A 22132-nucleotide genomic window follows, 5' to 3' on the forward strand; every position below is an offset into this window, starting at 1 on the left:
GCCACGCGGCCACGCGGCCTACGAGGCGTAGACCTCGAACTCGGAGAGCTGGCCGGCGGGCCAGCCGCTGTTGGCGGTGAAGGTCAGGCGCAGGTGGCGCCTGCTGGTGGCCGGGAAGGTGATGGTGGCCGTGTTACCGGTGGCGGGGTTGAAGGTGTACGTCGCCGAGCCGACGACGCCGGTGAAGTTCGTCCCGTCGGTGCTGCCCAGGAGGGCGACCGCCTGGGTGCGGGTGGCCCAGTCGGCGGCCGGGGGCAGCTTGAGGACGACCCGGCCGACGCTCTGCGTGGAGCCCAGGTCGACCGTGACCGACTGCGGGAAGGCGTTGTTGTTCGACTCCCAGTAGGTGCTCGCGTTGCCGTCCACGGTGTTGCCCGAGCCGTACACCTGGGCGTGGCTGGTCTCCGTGGTCGGCCTGCCCTGCGCCAGGTTGGTGACGGGCGCCGAGCCGCCGGTCCCGGTCAGGGCCACGGTCAGCGGCCCGTTCGGGTCGTTGCTCGCCACGCTCAGGGTGCCCGTACGGGTGCCCGTCGCGGTGGGGGTGAAGGTGACGTTGACGGTGCAGGAGGCGCCGGCGGCGAGGGTGGTGCCGCAGGTCCTGGTCTGGGCGTAGTCGCCGGTGGTGGCGACCGTGCCGAGCGTCGCCGACCCGGTGCCGGTGTTGGTGACCGTCACGGCCTGCGCCGGGCTGGTGCTGCCGACCGTCCTGGCGGCGAACGTCAGGCTGACCGGGGAGGCGGCCAGTGACACGGTCGGCGGGGGGTTGCCGCCACCGGGGAAGATCTGGAACTCCGAGACCTGGGCCGCTGGCCAGCCGGTGTTGGCGGTGACGTTGAGCCGCAGGTAGCGCACGGACGAGCCGGCCAGCGGGATCGTGACGCTGTTGCCGGTGGCCGGGTTGAAGGTGTATCCGGCCGAGGCCTTCAGCGTGGTCCAGGTGGTGCCGTTGGTGCTGCCCTGGACCGAGAGGGTCTGCGTCCTGGTCGCCCACGCGGCCGGCGGCGGCAGCTTCAGGGTGACGGAGCCGACGCTCTGCGCGCTGCCGAGATCGGCCTGCAGCCACTGCGGGAAGGCGCTGCTGTTCGACTCCCAGTAGGTGGAGGCGTTGTCGTCGTTGGCGCTGCCCGGCGGGAAGCCGCCGTTGGAACTGCTCGCCGTCATCGTCGCGCCGAGCGCGAGGTTGGTGGTCGAACTCGTGCCGCTGCCGCTCAGGCCGACCGTCAGCGGGCTGTTCGGGTCGTTGCTCGCGACGGTCAGGCTGCCCGTCCGGGTGCCCGAGGCGGTGGGGGTGAAGGTGACGTTGACGGTGCAGGAGGCGCCGGCGGCGAGGGTGGTGCCGCAGGTCCTGGTCTGGGCGTAGTCGCCGGTGGTGGCGACCGTGCCGAGCGTCGCCGCGGCGGTGCCGGTGTTGGTGATGGTGACGGCCTGCGCCGGGCTGGTGCTGCCGACCTGGCGCGCGCCGAAGGACAGGCTGCCGGGGGAGGCGGACAGGCCGCCGGTGTTGCCGCCGCCGCCGGGGTAGATGTAGTTCGGCGTGGGCCAGGTGCCGGTGCAGGTCGTGCTGCTGGGGCTCCAGCCGGTGTTGCCGGTGCCGAAGACGGGCGTGAAGGCCGCGCCGACGCAGTTGTGGATGGCGACGCCCGCGCCGATGTGGTCGGCACTGACGTTGTTGAACGTCATGTTCGCGCCCGACTGCGCCTGGATCATGTACGTGCCGGTGCCGTCGATGTTGACGTTGTTGAAGTTCACCGTGCTCGTGGTGCCCTCGATCATGTGGATCGCGGCGTACGAGCTGTCCAGGATGTCGGTGTCGGTGACGTTGATGGTGGCGTTGACCGGCTCGTTGAGCCCGCTGAACCAGAGGGCTCCGACGCCGAAGTGCCAGTTGAAGTCGTTGTTGCCCGCCCGGAGCAGGGTGTTGCGGGCGACGGTGTGGGTCCCGGCGACCGCGGTGCCCTGGCCGGAGTTGACGCCCGGGTAGCGGTTGGCGATGTGGATGCCGCCGCCGTTGCTGACGGTGTCGGCCACCACGTTGTCGGTGATCTGGATGTCCCTGCCGCCGTACGTGACGATGTTGTTGGCCAGCAGCGTGACGCCCACGGTGTTGAACGTGAACTTGTTGCCGACGTTCGGGATCCGCTCCGGCCACATGGCCAGGGCGTCGTCACCGGTGTTGCGCAGGAACGTGTTGGTCACCGTCGAGTTGGTGACCCCGGTGTGGAAGTTCACGCCGTCGGCGGTCTGGTCGAGGATGCGGCTGTTCTTGATGGTGAAGTTGTTCATCGGGCCGTCCATCCAGGCACCGACCTTGGTGTGCTGCATCCACACGTTGTCCACGACCGAGTCGGTCATCGCGCCGCCCATGGCGTTGACCTGGTCGTTGTCCTCGCGCTCCATGATCTCGCCGATGATGGCGAAGTCCTTGAGCGTGACGTTGCGGCTCGGGCCGCCCGCCTCGTGGGCGCGGATCTCGCCGCCGTAGCCGCCGCCCTGGACGTACTTGCCGTAGACGCCGACGGCCCGGTTGCGCTGGGTGGGGTGACGCCCGCCGAGCACGCTGTACCAGGGGCCCGCCCCGCGCAGGGTGACCCCGTCGACGACCACGTGGTCGTAGAGGTTGTACGTCCCCTCGGGGATGTAGACCTCCTTGCCCTGGGCCTTGCCGGCGTTGACCGCGGCCTGGAAGGCGGCCGTGTTGTCGACGCCCGTGTTGTTCTTGACGGCACCGAAGTCGTCGACCGACAGCGAGCCGGACGGGCGCCCGATCGGGGCGCCGACGACCTCGAAGTCGGCCAGGTCCACGGTGACCGGGATGCCGCCGGTGTGCTGGATACGGACCTTGGCGCCCGCGGTGAGCGTGGACCCGAACATGGTCCGCGTCTCGTCGTAGAAGTGGTGGGGGTTGGTGTCGCCGGGGTTGTTGTTGAACGGGTAGCCGCCGTAGTACCAGCCGTACTTGGAGGTGAGGGTCAGGTCCTTCAGGTGCGTGCCGTTGAGCCGCAGGCTGGCGGTGGTGTTCTGGCCGGTTCCCGAGGCGTTGTCCGGGACGCTGTAGCGCAGCGACAGCGCGTTCGCCGGCCGGGTGAGCGTGAACTCCACGTACTCGCCCGAGGAGTCGAGCGTCACCGCCCTGCGGCCCGAGGCCTCCGAGGGAAGGCGGCCGTAGATCCGGTCGGGGCCGATCACCTGGCCCGAGTGGGCGGTGTCCTCGGCCTCTATCTCGAAGAAGGGCACGGTGGCGCCGCGCCCGGGGAAGTCGAACGGGGAGTCGGCCCTCGCGGCGGCCGTGGCGGGGGCGACCGGTAAGGAGACCAGTCCTCCCGCCGTCAGCGCCGCGATCGTGGCGATGGTCCAGGCCTTTAGCCTGCCGGACTTCTTCATCGGCTGACCCTTCACTTTACGAAGAGCCGGACGCTTCGCGGCCGGAGCGTCGCGGACGCCGGCCGGTGGCGCCCGGGGGGTATCCACACCTTAAAATGACGAACAGATTGCTGCAAGATTTCATCTAATGCATGAAACGTAACGACCGCATTGCGTTGGTTCTTGTACGGAAAGTTTCACGTAAGTGGTTGCGAATTGCTGGAAACCGCTTGCGTGCCGGTGGAGGCAGCGCCCTGCGGCGGTTCGGTTCTCCGGCTGGCCCGGGATGCTTCGGCCGGTCCGGAATGCGCTGGGCAGTTCGGGATGCTCAGTGCAGTTCGGGATGCTTCGGCCGATCCGGGATGCTTCGGGCGGTCCGCCGATGTGAGTGATCTGTCCCGCCCGCGCGGTCGGCGTGGCCGCCGGCCTGGCGGTGGGTGCCCGGGTCCGCGCCGCGATCACCGGCGAAACATCCCGAATGTGAAAAATTACGAGGTTCGCCGGTTTTTCGGCGAATGCCGATGTGCTGCCATACGATGCTTCATCGTGGTGAGCTGGCACGGAACGGCACGGCGGGACGAAACAGCCCGAATCTCGTCGGGCGGCATGATCTCGTCGGGCGGTATCCCGGCGCGAGAGAACGGCGGCGCTTCCATGGGACCGTTCGAGAACAAGCGAAAGACAGCGCTGTCAAAATGAGTGATCCTGGACTGCGGTTCTCCGTACTGGGGCCGGTGCGCGTCTGGCGGGACGGCGACGAGGTGGAGATCGGCTCCCCCCAGCAGCGGCTGGTCCTCGCCGTCCTCCTCCTGGCCGAGGGGAGGGTGGTGGGCCACGGTCACCTGCTCGACGCCATCTGGGGCGAGGACCGTCCCCGCACCGCCATGAGCACGTTGCGCACCTACGTCTCACGCCTGCGCTCCGCCCTCGGCGCCGAGGTGATCACCTCGATCGGCAGCGGGTACGCTCTCGCCGGCGGGACCTGCGACCTGGTCACGATGGAGGAGCTGTCCCGCGAGGGACGGTACGGCGAGGCTCTGGCGCTCTGGCGGGGGGAGCCGCTCGCCGGGCTGGAGGGGGGCTACGCCGAGGGCCAGCGGATCCGGCTCGGCGAGCGGAGGCTCGCCGTGCAGGAGCTCAGGCTCGCCCGGGAGGTCGAGGAGGGCGGGCACGCCGAGGTCATCGCCGAGCTGACCGCGCTCCGCGGGGAACACCCGGCCAGGGAACGGCTCGCCGGCCTGCTGATGCTGGCGCTGTACCGCTCGGGCAGGCAGGCCGAGGCGATAGGCGTCTTCACCGACACCCGGGAACTGCTCGCCGAGGATCTCGGCATCGACCCCTCGCCCGAGCTGGCGGAGCTCTATCAGAGGATCATCACGGCGGACCCCGCCCTCGGCCTGAAGAGGGCGGCGAGCCCGGCCGTCAGGCAGGTGCCCCGGCAGCTCCCCGCCGACACCTCTGACTTCACCGGCAGGGAGTCCGAGGTCGACGAGATGGTGGACGCCCTGAGGGCGGGGAACGCCTCGGCGCTGGTGATCTCGGCCGTGTCGGGCGCGGGCGGCATGGGCAAGACCACCCTGGCCGTCCACGTGGCGCACCGGCTCGCGCCGGACTACCCCGACGGCCAGCTCTTCGTGAACCTCAGGGGCTCGGGGGCGCAGCCGCTCGCACCGGAGACCGTGCTCGGCAGGTTCCTGCGATCCCTCGGGGCGGAGGTTCCCGCCGACTCCGAGGAACCGGGCGAGCGGGCGGCCCTGTACCGCTCCACGCTGGCGGACCGGCGGATGCTCGTCGTCCTGGACAACGCCGCGAACGTGGCGCAGGTACGGCCGCTGCTGCCGGGAGCCGCCGAATGCGCGGTACTGGTGACGAGCCGCGCGAAGATGGTCGGGCTGTCCGGCGTACGCCAGGTCGATCTGGGCGTGCTGCCCCACGACGAGGCGATGGCGCTGCTGGGCAAGGTGGTGGGGGAGGCTCGGGTGGCCGCCGAGCGCGAGGCGGCGGCGGACCTGATCGGGGCGTGCGGGTACCTGCCCCTGGCGATCAGGATCGTGGCCTCGCGGCTGGCGGCGCGGCCCGCCTGGAGCGTGGCCAGGATGCGCGACCGGATGGCCGACGAGCGCCGGCGCCTGGCGGAACTGCGGGTGGACGACCTGGCCGTCGAGGCGACGTTCGCCCTCGGCTACGACCAGCTCGACGCCGGGCTCGCCTCGGCGTTCCGGCTGCTGGCCGTCCCCGACGCGGCCGACTTCTCGCTGGGCTCGGCGGCGGCCGTGCTCGGCCTGGACGAGCCGGACGCGGAGGAGGTGTGCGAGGCGCTGGTGGACGTGAGCATGCTGGAGTCGCCCTCGCCGGGCCACTACCGCTACCACGACCTCCTCAAGATCTTCGCCCGGTCGCGGCCGGACGACGAGGACGTCCGGCGGGCCGCGCTGGCCAGGCTGCTCGGCTACTACCTCGCCGGCATGACGGCGGCCTACCACCTGACCTATCCGGGCGCCCCGGTGTCCGGCGCGGGACCGTCCTCGCCCGGACCCTCCTTTCCCGGACCCTCCTTCGCGGACGAGGAGGCCGCGGTGAGCTGGGCGGAGGACGAGGAGCAAGGGGTGATCAGCTGCGTGCACCAGATCGCCCGGACTCCGGGCAGCGTTCTCTCCGACGCGATACGGCTGCTCGACATGGCGTCCGACGTGCTGGAGACCGACGTGACCCCCGAGCGCTACGAGCGGGCGGCCGGAGCCCTCGTCGAGGCGGCGGCGGCCCGCGGGGACCGCCGCGCCGAGGCGCACGCCCGGTGCGTGCGCGGCGGGTTCTGGACGAGCCGCTGGTTCCTCGACGCGGCGATCGAGGACGGCGTCGCCGCGCGGGACCTCAGCCTCGCCGAGGACGACCTGGCACGGTACGCGGAGAGCCTCAACCTGCTTGCCCTGGCCGTCTCCAGCCGCGGCTCGAAGACCGAGGCGATCGCGCTGTACGCCGAGGCGGTCGAGGTCTGGCGCCGGCTCGGCGATCGAAGCAGCGAGACCGTCGGCCTGGGCAACATGGCGCTCGCGCTCGCGTCGGTCGACAGGACCGCCGAGGCGGTGGAGGCCGTGGAACTGGCCGAACGCACCATCCGCGAGCTGGGCGGCGGGGCCGATCCCGACATCCTGTACCAGTCGGCCGTCGTGCTGCGCGACGCCGGGCGCCCCGAGGAGGCGCTCTCCCGGCTCCTGGAGACGCGGAAGGCGTACCGGAGGCTCAAGCAGCGCGTCCGGGAGGGGGCGACCCTGCTGCGGATGGCCGAGACGCACCTCGTCCTGGGACAGCTGGACCGTGCCGTCGACTGCGCCGAGGACTCGCTGGGCCTCATGGCGGAGGCGGGCGACGAATGGATCCAGGGCAAGGCGCTCGTCGCGCTCGGCCAGGCGTTCTCCTACCTCGGCCAGCCGGGCCGGGCCGGGGCGTGCCTGGCAGAGGCGCTTGAGATCTTCGTACGGCGGAACATGCCCGAGGCCGACGAGGTACAGGTCCTGCTGGAACGGCACGGGGCCTCGTGGTGGAACGCCGAGCCGAAGGTGACCGCCCTGACCGGCTGAGCACACGCCTTCCGCGCATGTTCGGCCCGCGCGGTGCATCCACGTGGGCCTTCCGCGCGTACGTGCCCCGCGCGGTGGATCCGCACGGGCCTTCCGCGAGTGCTCGGCGGGCCGGGGGCGGGCGGGGGAGCACTGTGCTCGGGCCGGGAACTGTCGGTGCCGGCTGGCATCATCAGGGGTGTGGACCCGCACTACTACGACGCGCCTCGCCGCTCCGGCCGCCATGACTGCCAGGTCGGCGAGGCCGTGGTGTCCTCCTCGAGGGGAAGCGAGGAGGACGGTGGCGGTGCGGTTCCCCATGTGCCGCCAACCCGGGGCTGCCTGCCACAGGAGGAGGCACTCATTCCCTGAAGTCTTGCGGGCAGGGATGCCGGGAACGCATCCGTGGCTCCGATTCTCTGCGATCGGCGGAACGAGACGGACGACGATTTTCGAGGAGGAACGACCATGCGGCCCACGAGGACGAACACTCTGAAGGTGCCCGGCGCGACCCTTCACCACGAGATCCGCGGCTCGGGCCCGATCCTGCTGCTGATCTGCGGCGGGATCTACGACGCCGCCGGATACGCGGGCCTCGCCCAGCGGCTCGCCGACCGCTACACGGTGGTGACCTACGACCGGCGCGGCAACTCGCGCAGCCCCCTGGACGGGCCGCCGGAGCCGCAGAGCATCGAGACGCACGCCGACGACGCGCACCGCGTGCTGGTGGAGGCGGGCGTCACCGCCGACGAGCCGGCGTACGTCTTCGGCAACAGCTCCGGTGCGATCATCGGGCTGGAGCTGGCCGCCCGCCACCCCGAGCAGGTGCGCGTCCTGGTCGCCCACGAGCCGCCGCTCTTCGAGCTGCTGCCCGACCGCGACCGCTGGCGCGACGTCATCCGGGACGTGGAGGAGGCCTTCGCCAAGGAGGGGACCGAGGCCGCCATGCGGGCATTCGCCACCGGGTTCGACAGGACCGGCAGCGAGCACGAGGAGGCGGCCCCCCGCGGGGAGCAGGGAGAGCCCACCCCCGAGATGGCGGAGGCGCTGGCGCGGATGAAGAAGAACACGGAGTTCTTCATCGGCTACGAGGTGCCGCCGTTCGTCAGCCACCTCCCCGACGTCGACGCGCTCCGGGCCTCCTCGGCGCGCGTCGTGATGGTGGCGGGCGAGGAGTCGGAGGGGCAGCCGCCCTACCGGGCCTCCTTCGTCGTCGCCGAACAGATCGGGGGGCGGCACGTGATGTTTCCCGGCGACCACGGGGCCTTCAGCACCCGGCACGAGGAGTTCGCCGCCAAGCTCGACGAGGTGCTCTCCAGCTCCTGAGGTGACGCGGCCTCTGAGGTGACGCGGCCCGGCGAGACCGAACACGGCCGTCTCCCGGCGACCCGGCCCGGGAGACGGCCGTGACCGCGCCGGTCTCCCGGCTTTCCCGAAGGTCCGACAGTTTTCAGAAGGTCCGGCAGTTTTCAGAAGGTCCGGCAGAGACGAGGTCGCCTACACCCGCGTGCGGGCCTCCTCGATCTGGCGCGCGATGTTCCTCGCGCCGGCGGCCTCGGCGAGGGCGCTCGCCTCCTCGGCCAGCGCGAGCGCGTCGTCACGGCGGCCCTGCGCCGCGGCGATGTAGATCAGCCCGACCAGGTTCGCGGCGACACCGGGCAGGAAACCGAGCTCCCGGCGGAGCCGGACCGACTCCTCCAGCCGTTCCCGCGCCGTCTCCAGCCGCCCGGCGGCGTGCTCGGCGGTACCCAGGTGCCGGAGCGCGTACGACATCAGCAGCTTGTCACCGGCCCGTACCGCGAGCTCGTGCGACCGTTCGAGAAACGGAACCGCGGTGTCGTCGTCCCCGCGGACGACCTGGTGCAGGAGGCCGATCCAGAGCAACGACTCGCTCTCGCCACGCAGGTCGCCGAGCGCCCGGTAGAGCTCCGTCGCGCGCTCGAACAGCGCCAGCTCGCGCGGGTCCTCCTCGCCGTCCTCGAAGAAGCGCGCGTGCATGATCCGGCCACGGGCCAGCGCCAGACCGGCCTCGACCGCGTCCAGCTCCCGGTCGGCAACCTCAAGCACCCCGGCCTCACCGTCGAAGACCGCGCGTTCGTAGAGCAGCCTGGCCCGTTCGAGCCTTTCCTCCGCGCTCATCCGCTCAACCCCTTTCACCCGGATCCGCCCGCCGCGTCGAACACCGTACGCGCCGGACGAGGCGTGACACCAGCCTTCCGGCTGCCGCGAGATCCCGTTGCCGTCCTCCGAGGAAAAGATCGGCGGCTCCTTGGGGCCTCCTTCGAGGAGCTTCGTGAGGCTGCCGCCGGATGAGAGCTCTTCCCCGTCGTTCCAGCAGGTCGCCGTCACGCTCGTCCTCGATCCCGAAGTGGTGCGCCTGCTCGGCGTGGCCGGATGACCGGAGACGGTGCGGGTCCTTCAGGTGAAACGGCGCAGGGCGAAGCGGGGGTGGGGCTCGGTGCGGCCGAGGGCCAGGTCGGCGGTCATCCGGCCGATCAGGGGGGCGAACTTGGCGCCGTGGCCCGAGCAGGGGGAGGCGATGACGAGGGGGCCGACGCGGTCGAGGACGAAGTCCTCGTCGGGGGTGACGGTGTAGAGGCAGCTCGCCTCGGCCACCGGGACGGGGTCGAGGCCGGGAAGCCACCTCCGGACATGGGCGGTCACCACGGCGCGGGAGGCCGGGTCGACGACGCCGTCCCTGGTGGTGGCGGTGACGGGTGTGCCCGCGTCGTGCTGGGCGACCTTGACCGCGGGCCGGGAGCCGCCGTCGCCGCCCGAGGGAAGCCCGTAGATCTGCGTGCCGTCCATGTGGACGAAGACGGGCCAGCGGGCGTCCGGATCGTGCGAGCGGAAGTGGAAGACCTGCTGCTGGGTCACCCGCAGCGGGGGCAACCCCACCGGCACGCCGAGCCGGCCGGCGAGTTCCGGCAGCCAGGCGCCCGCGGCGACGACGACGGTGGCGACGGTCACCTCCGGGCCCTCGGTGCGCAGCCGGACGCGTCCGCCGGGCAGGAGCTCCGCGCCGGTGAACCGTACGCCGGTGAGCACCTGGGCGCCCAGCTCGGCCGCCCGGTTCACCGCGGCGGCCACCGCCGCGTCGGCGTCGGCCGTGCCCGCCTCCGGGTGGTGCAGCACCGGTCCTTCGAAGCGCATGAACGGCCACCGCTCGGCCGCGGCCCCGGGAGAGAGCAGCTCGTGCGGCACGCCCGCCTCCGCCAGCAGCCGGGCGATCCCCTCGGGGTCGCGCCCCGCGCCGAGGTCGACGCCGCCGGTGACGCGGAGCAGTTCCGTCCCGGTGTCGTCCTCCAGCTCGCGCCAGCTCTCCCCGGCCAGGCCGGTGAGACGCACGTACTCCGGGTCGGCGTAGGCCCGGCGGTAGATCCGTGAGGTGCCGTGCGAGCTGCCGTGCCGGTGACCGACGTCGTACGCCTCGATGAGGGTGACGGCGTGACCTCGGCGGGCGAGCTCCCACGCCGTGGCCGAGCCCATCAGCCCCGCGCCGATCACCGCGATCTCCGTCTCGATCCGGTCGGGGGTGTGCATCGGCGGCTTCTCCCTTCGCGCGGCGTCGTCGTGCTCGACGGCGGGGTTCTCCACGGGGGCGATTTTAGATGAACGCGTGAGATTTCAGATGAACGCGCGAAACGGCTCCGGCCGGACCCTTCCGGGCCCGGCCGGAGCCGGTGCTTTCTCGGGGGACGCCGATCAGGGGACGTTGATCAGGCGATGGCGATCACGGGGGATGGTGATCACCGGGGTGATGATCGGGAACGCGGACGAGCGGGTGGTGACCACGGGGACGGTGATCACCGGGGTGATGGCCGGGGGACGGTGTGGTCGGGGTGACGATCAGCTGACGTTGGCGCAGATCGCGTAGACGCTGATGCCGACGTCGTTGTAGCCGGGCTGGCGGCCGAGCCCGATCCAGCCGCCGCCGTCGTCGGTGGGAAAGGAGCCCACCAGCACGGCCTGGTTTCCCTGCGCCTCGGCGCCGCCGCCGACGACCTTCTTCCCGGCGGGGCAGCGGACCACGCGGCGCTGGAAGTTGGGCACGTTGGCGTTCGGCAGCTTGACGAGCTGGTAACCGGTGAAGTCGGCGGCCGCGGAAGCGGCGGGCACGGAGGCCGTGGCCGGAGCGGCGACGGTCATCGCGGTCAGACCCGCGACGCCGACGGCGGCGACGCCCAGCGCGGCGGTCGTGAGCTTCCTGCTTCGCATGTTCTCTCCTGGGACAGAGGGTGCCTCAGTGGTCACGCAAAGTAAATTGACTGTCACGCTGAGTGTCCAGCCTTGATTTTGTCACCGCCTCGCCAGTTGCACCCGTCTCGGTGATCGGGCATGTGGGGCCGGGAGGGTGCGGGTGCTCTCGAGCGGGATCCGCGCCTTCCGCGGCCGCCGGCTCGCGACCCTTCCCGGGGCGCCCGGGAACGGGGGAGCGGGCACTGCCAAGCGGTCGATCGGCGACTGACGTCGATCGACGGAGAGAGCGCTCTCAGATCAGGATAGGTTCATTTCTTGATCGTTGGCCAGGGGGGTGATGCGGTGCGCGCGAGCCAGGGGAGGCATCGCGGTCCGGCGTAACGCCCTGTTTTCTGGGCTTACGCCCTCTCGCCTGCACGTCTGTACTTTACCTATTCGTTACCAACGTGAAACATTGACTGCCGTGACGCAGCCCGTTACTTTTCGGTGAGAGAGCGCTCTCTCGTATCGGTCAGCTTCAGAGCCCGATTCCTCTCCCCGGAGGCACCCCCCAATGGATCCCTCGATCCGGACCACGGGTCCGGACAGCGCGCCCCCCCGTGAAGGACGACTCGCCCGGTCGGCGGCCCGCCTCAGGACTCGTCGGCGCCGCCTCGCCGCCGGCGTGGTCGTCGCGATGGTGGCCGGACTGCTCGGCGGCCTCGGCGCCGTCCGTTCGGCCGAGGCCGCCACGGTCGGCGCCGGCAGCTACGCCGACACCCTCCCGGCCGGACGCTCGCTGCCGGCCGGCTGCGGTTCCATCTCCACCAACCCCCGCCAGTGGGTGACGGCCAACGCCCCCGCAGGGGCCGTGCCCACCAACGACTGGTGGTCGTCGATCCTCTACAAGAAGACCGACTGCGCGTACGGCGAGCCGCTCCACGCGCACCCGATCTCGTACGACACCTTCGGCAACGGCCTCGGCTTCTCCTACAACACCACCCCCGCCATCAGCGGCACCGCGACCGGCGTCGGCGAGTACCACTACCCGTACGTCGAGAACATCCGCGTCGGTGTCGCGGGCCTGAGCTCGCCGGACGTCAAGGTCGACGGCTGGAGCGACTGGACCGTCACCCCGTACTGGAGCGGCGCGGGCCGGACCATGAAGGCCACCATCGGCCACGGCCTGCCGTTCGCGTACTTCCAGGTCACCGGAGGCGACGCGCAGATCACCACCGCGGGCACCCCCACGGTGTGGTCCAACAGCGGCGCCACCATCGGCTTCACCGCCGGCGGCCGTGACTACGTCGCCTACGCGCCGACCGGCGCGACCTGGTCGGTGAGCGGCACGACGATCAGCTCCGCCCTCGCGGGCAGGGGCTTCTTCTCCGTGGCGGCGCTGCCCGCGGGCGGCGACCGCGCGGCCCTGGCGAGCACCTACGGCCAGTACGCGCACGCGCACGTCACCGGCACCCGGGTCTCGTACGCCTACAACCAGTCGGCGAGCTCGCTCACCACGACGTACGCCTTCACCACCACGGCCAGGCAGGGCAGCCAGACCGGCACGGTCATCGCGCTCTACCCGCACCAGTGGAATCACCTGACCGGCTCTACGCCGCTGGCGCAGACGTACGTGTCGGCGCGCGGGCCGATGAAGATCGTCACTGGCACGCAGTTCCGGACGACGATGAAGTACACCGGCGTGCTGCCCGAGATCCCCGCGGTGGCCGACAGCTCGGGCGCCGACCTCACCACGGTCACCAACCAGCTCAACGCCGAGCTCGGCAACCCGATGGACATCCGGGGCGACGACACCTACTGGACGGGCAAGGGCCTGGGCCGGGCCGCCCGCATCGCGGAGATCGCCGACCAGCTCAACCTGACGTCGGTGCGCACCGCCGCGCTGAACGCCATCCGTACCCGGCTCAACGACTGGTTCACCGCCTCGCCGGGCAAGACCAGCCGGGTCTTCTACTACAACCCGAGCTGGGGAACCCTGCTCGGCTACCCGGCCTCGTACGGCTCCGACCTGGAGCTCAACGACCACCACTTCCACTACGGCTACTACATCGCCGCCGCCGCGACCCTCGCCAAGTTCGACCCCAACTGGGCGAGGACCAGCCAGTACGGCGGCATGGTGGACCTGCTGATCCGCGACGCCAACAACTACGACCGCAACGACACCCGCTTCCCGTACCTGCGCGACTTCGACATCTACGCGGGCCACGACTGGGCGTCGGGGCACGGCGCGTTCGGCTCGGGCAACAACCAGGAGTCGTCGTCGGAGGGCCAGAACTTCGCCAACGCCCTCATCCAGTGGGGACAGGCCACCGGCAACACCGCCGTCCGCGACGCGGGCATCTTCATCTACACGACCCAGGCCGCGGCGATCCAGGAGTACTGGTTCGACTCGCGCGACCAGAACTTCCCCGCAGCCTTCGGCCACAGCACGGTCGGCATGGTCTGGGGCAGCGGCGGCGCGTACGCCACCTGGTTCAGCGCCGAGCCGGAGATGATCCAGGGCATCAACATGCTCCCGGTCACCGGCGGGCACTTCTACATGGGCGACAACCCCGCCTACGTGAACACCAACTACGCCGAGCTGGTACGCAACAACGGCGGCCCACCCACGGTGTGGCGGGACATCCTCTGGCAGTTCCAGGCGCTGGGCAACGGTGACGCGGCCCTGTCGAACCTGCGCGCCGCCGGCTCCTACACCCCCGAGGAGGGGGAGAGCAGGGCACACACCTTCCACTGGATCCGCAACCTGGCCGCCCTGGGCACGGTGGACACCTCCGTCACCGCCAACCACCCGCTGGCCAAGGTGTTCAGCAAGAACGGGGCCCGCACCTACGTCGCGTCCAACATCACCGGCAGCGCGCTCACGGTGACCTTCTCCAACGGGACCGTGCTCAACGTCCCGGCGGGCAAGACGGTCACCTCCGGCGCCTTCACCTGGAGTGGCGGCAACGCGGGCGGCGGCACCACGAACCCCGACCCGACACCCACCCCGACCCCCACGCCCACCCCGACTCCCACGCCGACCCCGGACCCGGGTGGCTTCGCCGCGACGCGCTACCTGCAGAGCGGCGGCGGCCTGCCGGGCACGGCCGGGACGGCGGGCAGCCTCGCGGTGGCCGCCGCGAACGGCAACCACGACGGCGTGCCGACCAACGCCCGGGTCTTCACGGCGACCGGTCTCACCGCCGGCCACAACGGAGGCACCACCGCGTTCGACCTCTTCGTGGACGCGGGAACCTCGGTCGCCAACGGCACCCAGGTCCGGGTCTCCTACGACCTGACCGGCAACGGGAGCTGGGACAGGGTGGAGACCTACGCCTACTTCGCCACCGACCCGGTGACGGGCTGGGAGCACTACACGCAGGGAGCCGGCCCGCAGTCCTCCTCGGGAGCGCTCGGCAACCTGTCGAACGGCCAGGTGAGGGTCGAGGTCTGGAACGCCATCGGCAACGGTGCCGTCAACCTCGGCGTCGGCAACCAGTCGATCGTGAGGCTGCCGTTCGGCTGATCCCCCTCAGCCGATCGGCGAAGGGACGGCCGGGAGCGTGAGCCCCCGGCCGTTCTCGCCTTCCCCGGGGGGCGGCAGGCCGATCGGGTTGGAGGGCGGCATGATGCCCGACTCCAGGACGGCCATGGTCAGCGGGTGGAGCAGCAGGGCGAGCTCGCAGGTGCGCTCGCCGCCCAGGGCCCGCCAGGGAGCGGCCGCGGCCTCGTCGGTCAGCCGCTCGATCCGCTCGCGCTCCCGTGCGCCCTCGGCCGTCAGAAGGCCGGAGTCGTCGACCCACCCGCGCTCGCGCAGCGCGGCGGCACCGGCCTCCCACTCCTCGTCGTCCCAGCGCCGTGCCAGGCGCAGCTGGTCCAGGTCCGTCTCGCCCGCCGCGACCTTGAGCAGGTGGGACTGGACGGGGGAGACGCCGTGGGCGACGAGGGCGGCCACGTGCCCGTCGCCCCGGTGCTCGCGCAGCGTGGTCGCGGCCTGCCAGAGCAGCAGGTGCGGCTCGTCGGGGGCGGGCAGCGCCTGGTTGGCCGCGCCGAGCACCCGGCCGGCGGTGTCGGCGAGCCCGGCGGCCTCCCAGGCGAGGTCCGCCGCCGCGCGCAGGTCGTCGGAGCCGGTCACCTTGTCGGTGAGCAGGTTCCGCAGTGCCGCTCCCGCCCCGTCGAGCCGGGCGCGCAGCACGTCGCCGGGGGTCGCGAACGTCCACGCGTCGGGGAGCGCCCTGGCGACCCTGGCCGGGGGGAAGCCGTGGAACGCCGCCGTGACGACGCCGGGGCCGACCGGCCCGAGCGGCGCCGCCCTGGCCGCGAAGTAGCCCATCCAGAAGCCGCGCATGCCGACCGCGTCGGCCGCCGCCCGAGCCTCGGGGGCGAAGTAGGTGACGGCGTGCAAGGGCTCGAGCAACTGCCACATGACACGCGGAACGTTCGGTTCGGGCTCCGGCACGGTCTCACACCCCGTCTCGTGGATCCTGGCGGATCGGCTGCGCATGTACATACGGTACTCGGCGGAACGGCCGGACGATCTCTCGACGAGAGAGCCGCCATCTGGTCCGAACCCTGACCTGATCTGGGAAGACGGAGTCATCTCACCCGTCAGGTTGGGTCTTCTCAAGGGGGGACGAGCGGGTTATCAAGAGCTCAGGACGAACTGTGATTCCCGACATTTTCCCGCGCCGGCATCGCGGTCGCGTCCGATCGCCCCACCCCCCGAGCCGATGGAGTACGGCATGCGTCAGTTACGAAGAGTGATGTTGCGAATCCTGTGTGTCATCGCGATGCTCGCCGCGGGTATCACCGCGACGGCCACGGGCGCGCAGGCCTCCGTTCCCAACCGGTGGGGTTTCGCCGTGGTCAACGTGACCTCCGGCATTCCCGACGTCAACCACCAGGCGGGCAGCTGGGGGGTGGGCTTCAACGTCAGCGTCACTCCCGGCGGGGTCGGGCAGACGTTCGTGAAGTTCCCGCAGATCGCGATCACCGGTGGCGTGGTCCACGTCACGGCGATCTCCGAGACCGCCTACTGGTGCCAGGCGCAGAACTGGGGCCCCTCGGGCACCGACCTGGTGGTGGCGGTGCAGTGCTACCGGTACGGAGGCGCTCCGGTCTTCACGCCGTACAGCATCGTCTTCGAGCAGAGCACCGGCGTCCTGCCCGCGCCGCAGGCGTTCGGCTACGTGCACTACAACGGCGCCGCCATCGCCACCCAGTTCAACTCGGCCGGGGGCGTGAACACCGTCGCCGGGGGCGGGGGTGTCTGGACGGTCACCCTGCCCGGCCTGGGCTCGCCCGGTTTCGCCGGAAACCTCCAGGTCACCGCTGTCAATCCCAGCCAGCCCGCCCGCTGCAAGGTCGGTGCCTGGGCCCCGGGCGTGGGCGCGCAGGCGGTCCAGGTGCGCTGCCACAACGCGACGAACGTGCCGCTCACCACCGGATGGACGCTGACCTACCAGCGTGAGCGCGCCATCACCGGTGCGGCGATCCCGCCGAAGAACTTCGCCTACACCTTCGACACCACCCCGGCCAACCCCGGCCCGTACGCGCCGGTGCCCTCGGCTCTGAACTACAACTCCCAGGGAAGCACGAACACCATCCAGGCGGCGGGGCCCGGCCAGCGCCTGGTGACCTTCCCGAGGGTCGGGGTCCTGAAGGACCAGGTCCAGGTCACCGCGTACGGTTCCGGCCCCGAGTTCTGCAACCTGCAGACCCTCTGGAACACCAGCGGCGGCAACGCGTTCGTCCGCAACGTCATCTGCTACAACGCCACCACCCGCGTCGACCGGCAGTCGCTGGTCACCTACACCTCGGCCTTCTAGAAGGCGACCTCGGCCTTCTGGAGGCTCATGGAGGCTTCTGGAGGCGACCTCGGCCTTCCGAAAGGCCCGGGCGCGGTACCGCCCTGTATACCGGGCGGTACCGCGCCGCTCACCCGAATGGACGCCCCTCTCCCGGGTAGCCGGAGACGATGGCGACTTATGGCTTTCATTCCTCACACGAGCAGATCCACCCGGCCGAGCTGCTGAAGGCGGTCACGCGGGCCGAGCAGGCGGGGTTCGGGGCGGCGATGTCGTCGGACCACTTCTCCCCGTGGAGCAGGCGTCAGGGGCAGTCGGGGTTCGCCTGGTCCTGGCTGGGCGCGGCGCTCCAGGCCACGAACCTGCCGTTCGGCGTGGTCAACGCCCCCGGCCAGCGCTACCACCCCGCGATCATCGCCCAGGCGATCGGCACTCTCGGCGCCATGTACCCCGGGCGCTTCTGGGCCGCCCTCGGCACGGGCGAGGCGAGCAACGAGCACATCACCGGTGATCGCTGGCCGCGCAAGGAGCTCCGCAAGCAGCGGCTGCGGGAGTGCGTCGACATCATCCGGGCGATGCTGGCGGGGGAGGAGGTCAGCCACGACGGGCTGGTGACCGTCGACCGCGCCCGGCTGTGGACCCGCCCGGAGGTCCCCCCGAAGCTGGTCGGCGCGGCGGTGAGTGCCGAGACGGCCCGCTGGTGCGCGGAGTGGGCCGACGGCCTGATCACCGTGGGAGGGCCCGTCGACCGGCTGCGCGAGGTCATCGGCGCCTACCGGGACGCCGGAGGCAAGGGCAAGGTGGCGCTCCAGGTCCACCTCAGCTGGGCCGAGAGCGACGACGAGGCGATGGCCATCGCCCACGACCAGTGGCGGAGCAACGTCTTCTCGCCGCCGGTCAGCTGGGACCTCGAGACCGCCGAGCTCTTCGACGTGGTCTCCGCGGACGTCTCGCCGGAGAAGGTGGCCGAGGCCGTCAACGTCTCCTCCGACCTCGGCTGGCACGCCGCCAGGATCAACGAGTACGCGGACCTGGGCTTCGAGGAGATCTACCTGCACCACGTGGGCCAGGAGCAGTCCGCCTACATCGACGCCTTCGGCGCGAAGGTGCTTCCCCAGCTGCGCTGACGGGCGCTTCCCCGGTCGTGTTGAGGGCGCTTCCCAGGCCGCGCCGGCGTCTGCGCGCGGCCGGAGGGGGTTGCGGCGCGGGCGGGTTCCTGGCCGGAGGGGGGCGACTTCCCGGGCCGGAGGGGGGACGACTTCCCGGCCGGGGAAGGTGAGCGGTAAGGGCGGGTTCCCGGCTGAAGGGGGGCGGATTCCCGGCCGGGGAGGGTGAGCGGCGCAGGCGGCTTCCCGGCCGGTGGTCGGCCTCTCAGGCCGCCGGAGATCATGGCATGAATCTGATCTTCCTCACTTTTCATGACATGTGATGGAAACAATTAGGGAGGAATCAATTCACAGACGTAGGTGAATGTTCTACATTTGTCATGGGAGCGCTCCCATCAGAAGGAGGCGCAGTGTCTCTCCAGCACGACTCATCTGCGGCGTCGCTCGACGCCGCCCACGAGTACGAAGGCGAGTGCCTGCTGCCCGCCGTTCCCACGAGCGTGCGCGACGCCCGCTCGCTGGTCCGCCGGGAGCTCTCCCTGTGGGGCGCGGACGACCTCATAGACGACTGCATGCTGATCGTCAGTGAGCTGGTCACCAACGCCGTCAGGTACGGCGGTGCCGCGTGCGCGCTGCGGATCCGGGGTGGCAGGAGCTTCGTCCGCGGCGAGCTCTTCGACCCGGGGGAGGGGGCTCCCCGCGTGTGCGCCCGCGACATGAACGCCACCGGCGGCCGGGGCCTTCAGATCGTCGACTCCCTCGCCGACGACTGGGGTGTCGCCCATCCCCCCACCGGAGGAAAGATCGTCTGGTTCGTCCTCGGTCTCCCCGCCCCTTCCCACCTCCGTCCCGCCGTCGCCCCGGTCCTGCAGTTCAAGTAGGCGCGTGCCTCAAGTAGGCGCGTGCCGGGAGACGCCCGCCCGTCCGGCGCGCCCGGTGTCCCCCGCACGGGATCGCGTGGCCGTCCGGGCGCCTGAGAGATCCGCGGGCAGGAAGCGCTGAGAGGTGCGCGGGCAGGAAGCGGGAGGGCGCCGGAACAGGGGTAAGGCGCCGGAAGGGCTGCAGGGGAGGGTGCCGGGGGCCTGAAGAGGGCCCAGGGCCTGAAGGGGCAGGGGCGGTCGTGTCCACCGGAGGCGGGCTCCCCGGCATCCGGTCTCACGATCCGGCATCCGATGTCACGATGCCGCGGTGTCATGATGCCGTGGTGTCGCAGTGACCTGGGGGTTCTTGTCGCCGGGGGTGGGTGTGCCGCCGTGCCGTCCGGCCCCGTAGTGTGCGGGACGGCCCGCCCCCCAGGGAGAGAAACGCATCGCCCATGACGTACGACCACACCCGCCGTGCCTGCTACACCGGATATGTCACCCAGGCCATCGTCAACAACCTGGCCCCCCTGTTGTTCATCGTGTTCCAGACCCGCTACCAGTTGCCCCTGGAGATGCTCGGGCGCCTGGTGCTGCTCAACTTCGCCACCCAGCTGGTCACCGACATCGTGGCCGTGAGGTTCGTGGACCGGACCGGTTACCGCGTCCCGCTGGTGCTGGCGCACGTCCTGTCGGCGCTGGGACTGGTGTTGCTGGCGGTGGCCCCGGCGGTGTCGCCCTCCCCGTACCTGGGACTGTGCGTCGCGATCGTCGTCTACGCCGTCGGCGGTGGCCTGCTGGAGGTGCTCGTCAGCCCCGTCGTGGACGCGCTGCCCAGCCCGCAGGAGGGCAAGGCCGCGGCGATGAGCCTGCTGCACTCCTTCTACTGCTGGGGGCAGGTCGCGGTGGTGGCGGGCAGCACGCTGCTGCTGGCCTGGATCGGCCAGGACGCCTGGCAGGTCCTGCCGGTCGCCTGGGCGCTCGTCCCGCTGGTCAACATGGTGGCGTTCCTGAGGGTGCCGCTGCCCGCGACCGTGCCGGACGAGCACCGTACCTCCCTGCGGGCGCTCTTCGGGGCTCCCGCCTTCGCCGCCGCCGTCGTGCTGATGCTCTGCGCGGGCGCGGCCGAGCTGACCATGTCGCAGTGGTCCTCCCTCTTCGCGGAGGAGGGACTGGGCGTCTCCAAGGTGTGGGGTGACCTGGCGGGCCCGTGCCTGTTCGCGGTCCTGATGGGGATCGGCCGCATCGTCTACGGCCTGTGGGGCGAGCGGATCCCGCTGGTGCCCGCGATGGCCTCGTGCGGCGCGCTGGCGACCGTCTGCTACCTCGTCGTCTGCCTGTCCTCCGACCCGGTGGTCAGCCTCGTCGGCTGCGCGGTGTGCGGCCTGGCGGTCAGCCTCCTGTGGCCGGGGACCTTCAGTCTCGCCGCGGCCCGCTTCCCCCTCGGCGGCGCGGCCATGTTCGGGGTGCTGGCCGTCTTCGGTGACGCCGGGGGCGCGGCCGGCCCCTGGATCGCCGGGGCTGCCGCGGACGCCTCCGCCGCGGCGGGCGGGTTCCTGACCACCCTGTCGGCCGCGCTTCCCGGCGACGGCGGCTCCGGTCTGCGCACCGGCCTCCTCGTCGCCACCGTCTTCCCGCTCGCCGTCGTCGCCCTCACCCTCGCGCCCGGCATCCGGAAGAGGGGCGCAGCAGGCACAGCAGACACGGCGGGCACGGCGGCAGACGGGACGCCCGGTGAGGCGGCGGGTGAGGTGGAGCGCCCGATCGGCGGGTGAGCCGGATGGGACGCCGGGGCATGACATCCCCTTTTCATGGGCACCTCGTATCCCAGCGGCACCGCACACTCGAGGAGCGTTCCACCATGACCCCGGCACCCATGGACTCTCCGGCGAGGGCGAGGGCGAGGGCGAGGGCGAGGCCCGGTGCGGGCGGTGCGGGTGATGAGGGTGATGAGGGTGATGAGGGTAGGGCCGCGTCCCTGGAACACGCGGCCTGGGCGGGGGAGGCCGGAATTCCGGAGCGCGCGGCCGTGGCCGCGGGGGCCGGTGCCCTGGAGCGTGCGATCGGGGCGATACCGCTGGTGGATCATCACGTCCACGGCGCCCTCGACGGCGACCTGCCGCGGAGCCGGTTCGAGGAGCTGATCACCGAGTCCGATCGGCCGGTGCCCGGCTGGATGACCCAGTTCGACTCGCAGCTCGGTTTCGCCGTCCTGCGGCACTGCGCGCCCGTCCTCGGGCTCGACCCGCACCCGGACCCGGAGACCTACCTCGCCCGCCGCGCCGAGCTCGGGGCCGGGGAGGCGAACCGGCGCCTGCTGGCCGCGGCAGGGGTCGATCATTTCCTCCTGGAGACCGGCTACGGAGGCGGGGAGATCCTCGGCCCGGCGCCGATGGCGGCCCTCACGGGGCGGCCCGTCGAGGAGATCGTCCGCCTGGAGTCGGTCGCGGAGGGGGTCGCCGCCGAGGGGACCGACGCCGCCGGGTTCGCCGCCCGCTTCGAGGCGGCCCTGTGGGAGCGCAGCCGTACGGCGCGCGGCCTGAAGAGCGTCGCCGCCTACCGGTACGGGCTCGACCTCGACCCCGCCCCGCCCGCCCCGGCCGAGGTGGTGGCGGCGGCCGGACGCTGGCTGCGCGAGTCCGAGCGGACCGGGAGGATCCGCGTCGACGACCCGGTGCTGCTGCGCCACCTCATCTGGACGGGCATCGAGCGCGGGCTGCCGCTCCAGTTCCACACCGGGTACGGCGACCCCGACCTCGACCTGCGCCGGTCCGACCCCCTGCTGCTGCGCGGTCTCGTCGAGCTCGCCGAGCCCAGGGGCGTCCCCCTGCTCCTGCTGCACTGCTACCCGTACCACCGCAACGCCGGTTACCTCGCCCAGGCCTACCCGCACGTCTACCTCGACGTCGGGCTGGGGGTGAACCACACCGGGGCGCGTAGCGTGGCCTTGGTGGCCGAGAGCCTGGAGCTGGCGCCTTTCGCCAAGATCCTCTTCTCCTCGGACGCCTGGGGTCCCGCGGAGCTCCACCACCTGGGCGCCCTGCTCTGGCGCCGCGCGATGGCCCGCGTCCTCGGGGGGTTCGTCGCGGACGGCGAGTGGAGCGAGCCACAGGCGATCCGGGTCGCCACCATGATCGGCGCGCGGAACGCCCGCCGCGTCTACGGCCTCGGAGAGACCGGGTGACCGGCCCCGGGGCCGGCGACGAGAACGACCATCACGTACGACGAGAACGGCACCCATGGCACCCATGTACCAGCAG

Annotated in this window: 13 protein-coding genes; 8 read left to right on the plus strand and 5 right to left on the minus strand. The window is 71.5% G+C overall.

Annotation, left to right across the window (positions count from 1 at the left end):
* Nucleotides 1-18: 18 nt before the first annotated feature.
* The gene (locus AB0G15_RS19245; protein ID WP_362841283.1) at nucleotides 19-3381 is read right to left on the minus strand and encodes a choice-of-anchor D domain-containing protein; all 3363 of its coding nucleotides are present in this window, start codon (nucleotides 3379-3381) and stop codon (nucleotides 19-21) included.
* 674 nt (nucleotides 3382-4055) lie between these two features.
* Here AB0G15_RS19245 and AB0G15_RS19250 point away from each other — a divergent pair.
* Entirely contained in the window at nucleotides 4056-6938 is a 2883-nt protein-coding gene (locus tag AB0G15_RS19250; protein ID WP_362841286.1) for a BTAD domain-containing putative transcriptional regulator, read from the plus strand.
* A gap of 447 nt (nucleotides 6939-7385) precedes the next feature.
* Complete coding sequence (locus AB0G15_RS19255; protein WP_362841289.1) at nucleotides 7386-8243, plus strand: alpha/beta hydrolase; 858 nt, start codon at nucleotides 7386-7388, stop codon at nucleotides 8241-8243.
* A 171-nt stretch (nucleotides 8244-8414) separates the two neighbouring features.
* Here the strand turns inward: AB0G15_RS19255 and AB0G15_RS19260 are convergent, their stop codons facing one another.
* From AB0G15_RS19260 to AB0G15_RS19270, 3 genes are all read right to left on the minus strand, one after another.
* Nucleotides 8415-9056, minus strand: coding sequence for a tetratricopeptide repeat protein (locus AB0G15_RS19260; RefSeq protein WP_362841292.1), 642 nt, complete (start codon nucleotides 9054-9056; stop codon nucleotides 8415-8417).
* A 279-nt stretch (nucleotides 9057-9335) separates the two neighbouring features.
* Nucleotides 9336-10514: an FAD-dependent oxidoreductase gene (locus AB0G15_RS19265; protein ID WP_362841295.1), complete on the minus strand. Its 1179-nt coding sequence runs from the start codon at nucleotides 10512-10514 to the stop codon at nucleotides 9336-9338.
* 252 nt (nucleotides 10515-10766) lie between these two features.
* Nucleotides 10767-11135, minus strand: a complete 369-nt coding sequence (locus AB0G15_RS19270) for a hypothetical protein (protein ID WP_362841298.1) — start codon at nucleotides 11133-11135, stop codon at nucleotides 10767-10769.
* Between the two features lie 535 nt (nucleotides 11136-11670).
* Between AB0G15_RS19270 and AB0G15_RS19275 the strand changes: the two genes are divergently transcribed.
* A complete protein-coding gene (locus tag AB0G15_RS19275; RefSeq protein WP_362841300.1) occupies nucleotides 11671-14625 on the plus strand; it encodes a glycosyl hydrolase in 2955 nt (984 codons plus the stop codon).
* A 6-nt stretch (nucleotides 14626-14631) separates the two neighbouring features.
* Here the strand turns inward: AB0G15_RS19275 and AB0G15_RS19280 are convergent, their stop codons facing one another.
* Nucleotides 14632-15603, minus strand: coding sequence for a hypothetical protein (locus AB0G15_RS19280; protein WP_362841303.1), 972 nt, complete (start codon nucleotides 15601-15603; stop codon nucleotides 14632-14634).
* A gap of 238 nt (nucleotides 15604-15841) precedes the next feature.
* On the opposite strand from AB0G15_RS19280, the gene AB0G15_RS19285 reads away from it, so the two are divergent.
* From AB0G15_RS19285 to AB0G15_RS19305, 5 genes are all read left to right on the plus strand, one after another.
* Nucleotides 15842-16927 carry a hypothetical protein gene (locus AB0G15_RS19285; RefSeq protein WP_362841306.1) on the plus strand — a complete coding sequence of 362 codons (1086 nt, stop codon included), beginning with the start codon at nucleotides 15842-15844 and terminating at the stop codon, nucleotides 16925-16927.
* A 149-nt stretch (nucleotides 16928-17076) separates the two neighbouring features.
* Entirely contained in the window at nucleotides 17077-18033 is a 957-nt protein-coding gene (locus AB0G15_RS19290) for a TIGR03885 family FMN-dependent LLM class oxidoreductase (protein ID WP_362841309.1), read from the plus strand.
* Nucleotides 18034-18422: 389 nt separating this feature from the next.
* Nucleotides 18423-18893, plus strand: coding sequence for an ATP-binding protein (locus AB0G15_RS19295; RefSeq protein WP_362841311.1), 471 nt, complete (start codon nucleotides 18423-18425; stop codon nucleotides 18891-18893).
* 434 nt (nucleotides 18894-19327) lie between these two features.
* Nucleotides 19328-20647: an MFS transporter gene (locus AB0G15_RS19300; RefSeq protein WP_362841313.1), complete on the plus strand. Its 1320-nt coding sequence runs from the start codon at nucleotides 19328-19330 to the stop codon at nucleotides 20645-20647.
* Between the two features lie 254 nt (nucleotides 20648-20901).
* Complete coding sequence (locus AB0G15_RS19305) at nucleotides 20902-22056, plus strand: amidohydrolase family protein (protein WP_362841315.1); 1155 nt, start codon at nucleotides 20902-20904, stop codon at nucleotides 22054-22056.
* Nucleotides 22057-22132 lie beyond the last annotated feature (76 nt).

Source organism: Streptosporangium sp. NPDC023825, from assembly GCF_040639575.1.
GTDB lineage: Bacteria > Actinomycetota > Actinomycetes > Streptosporangiales > Streptosporangiaceae > Streptosporangium.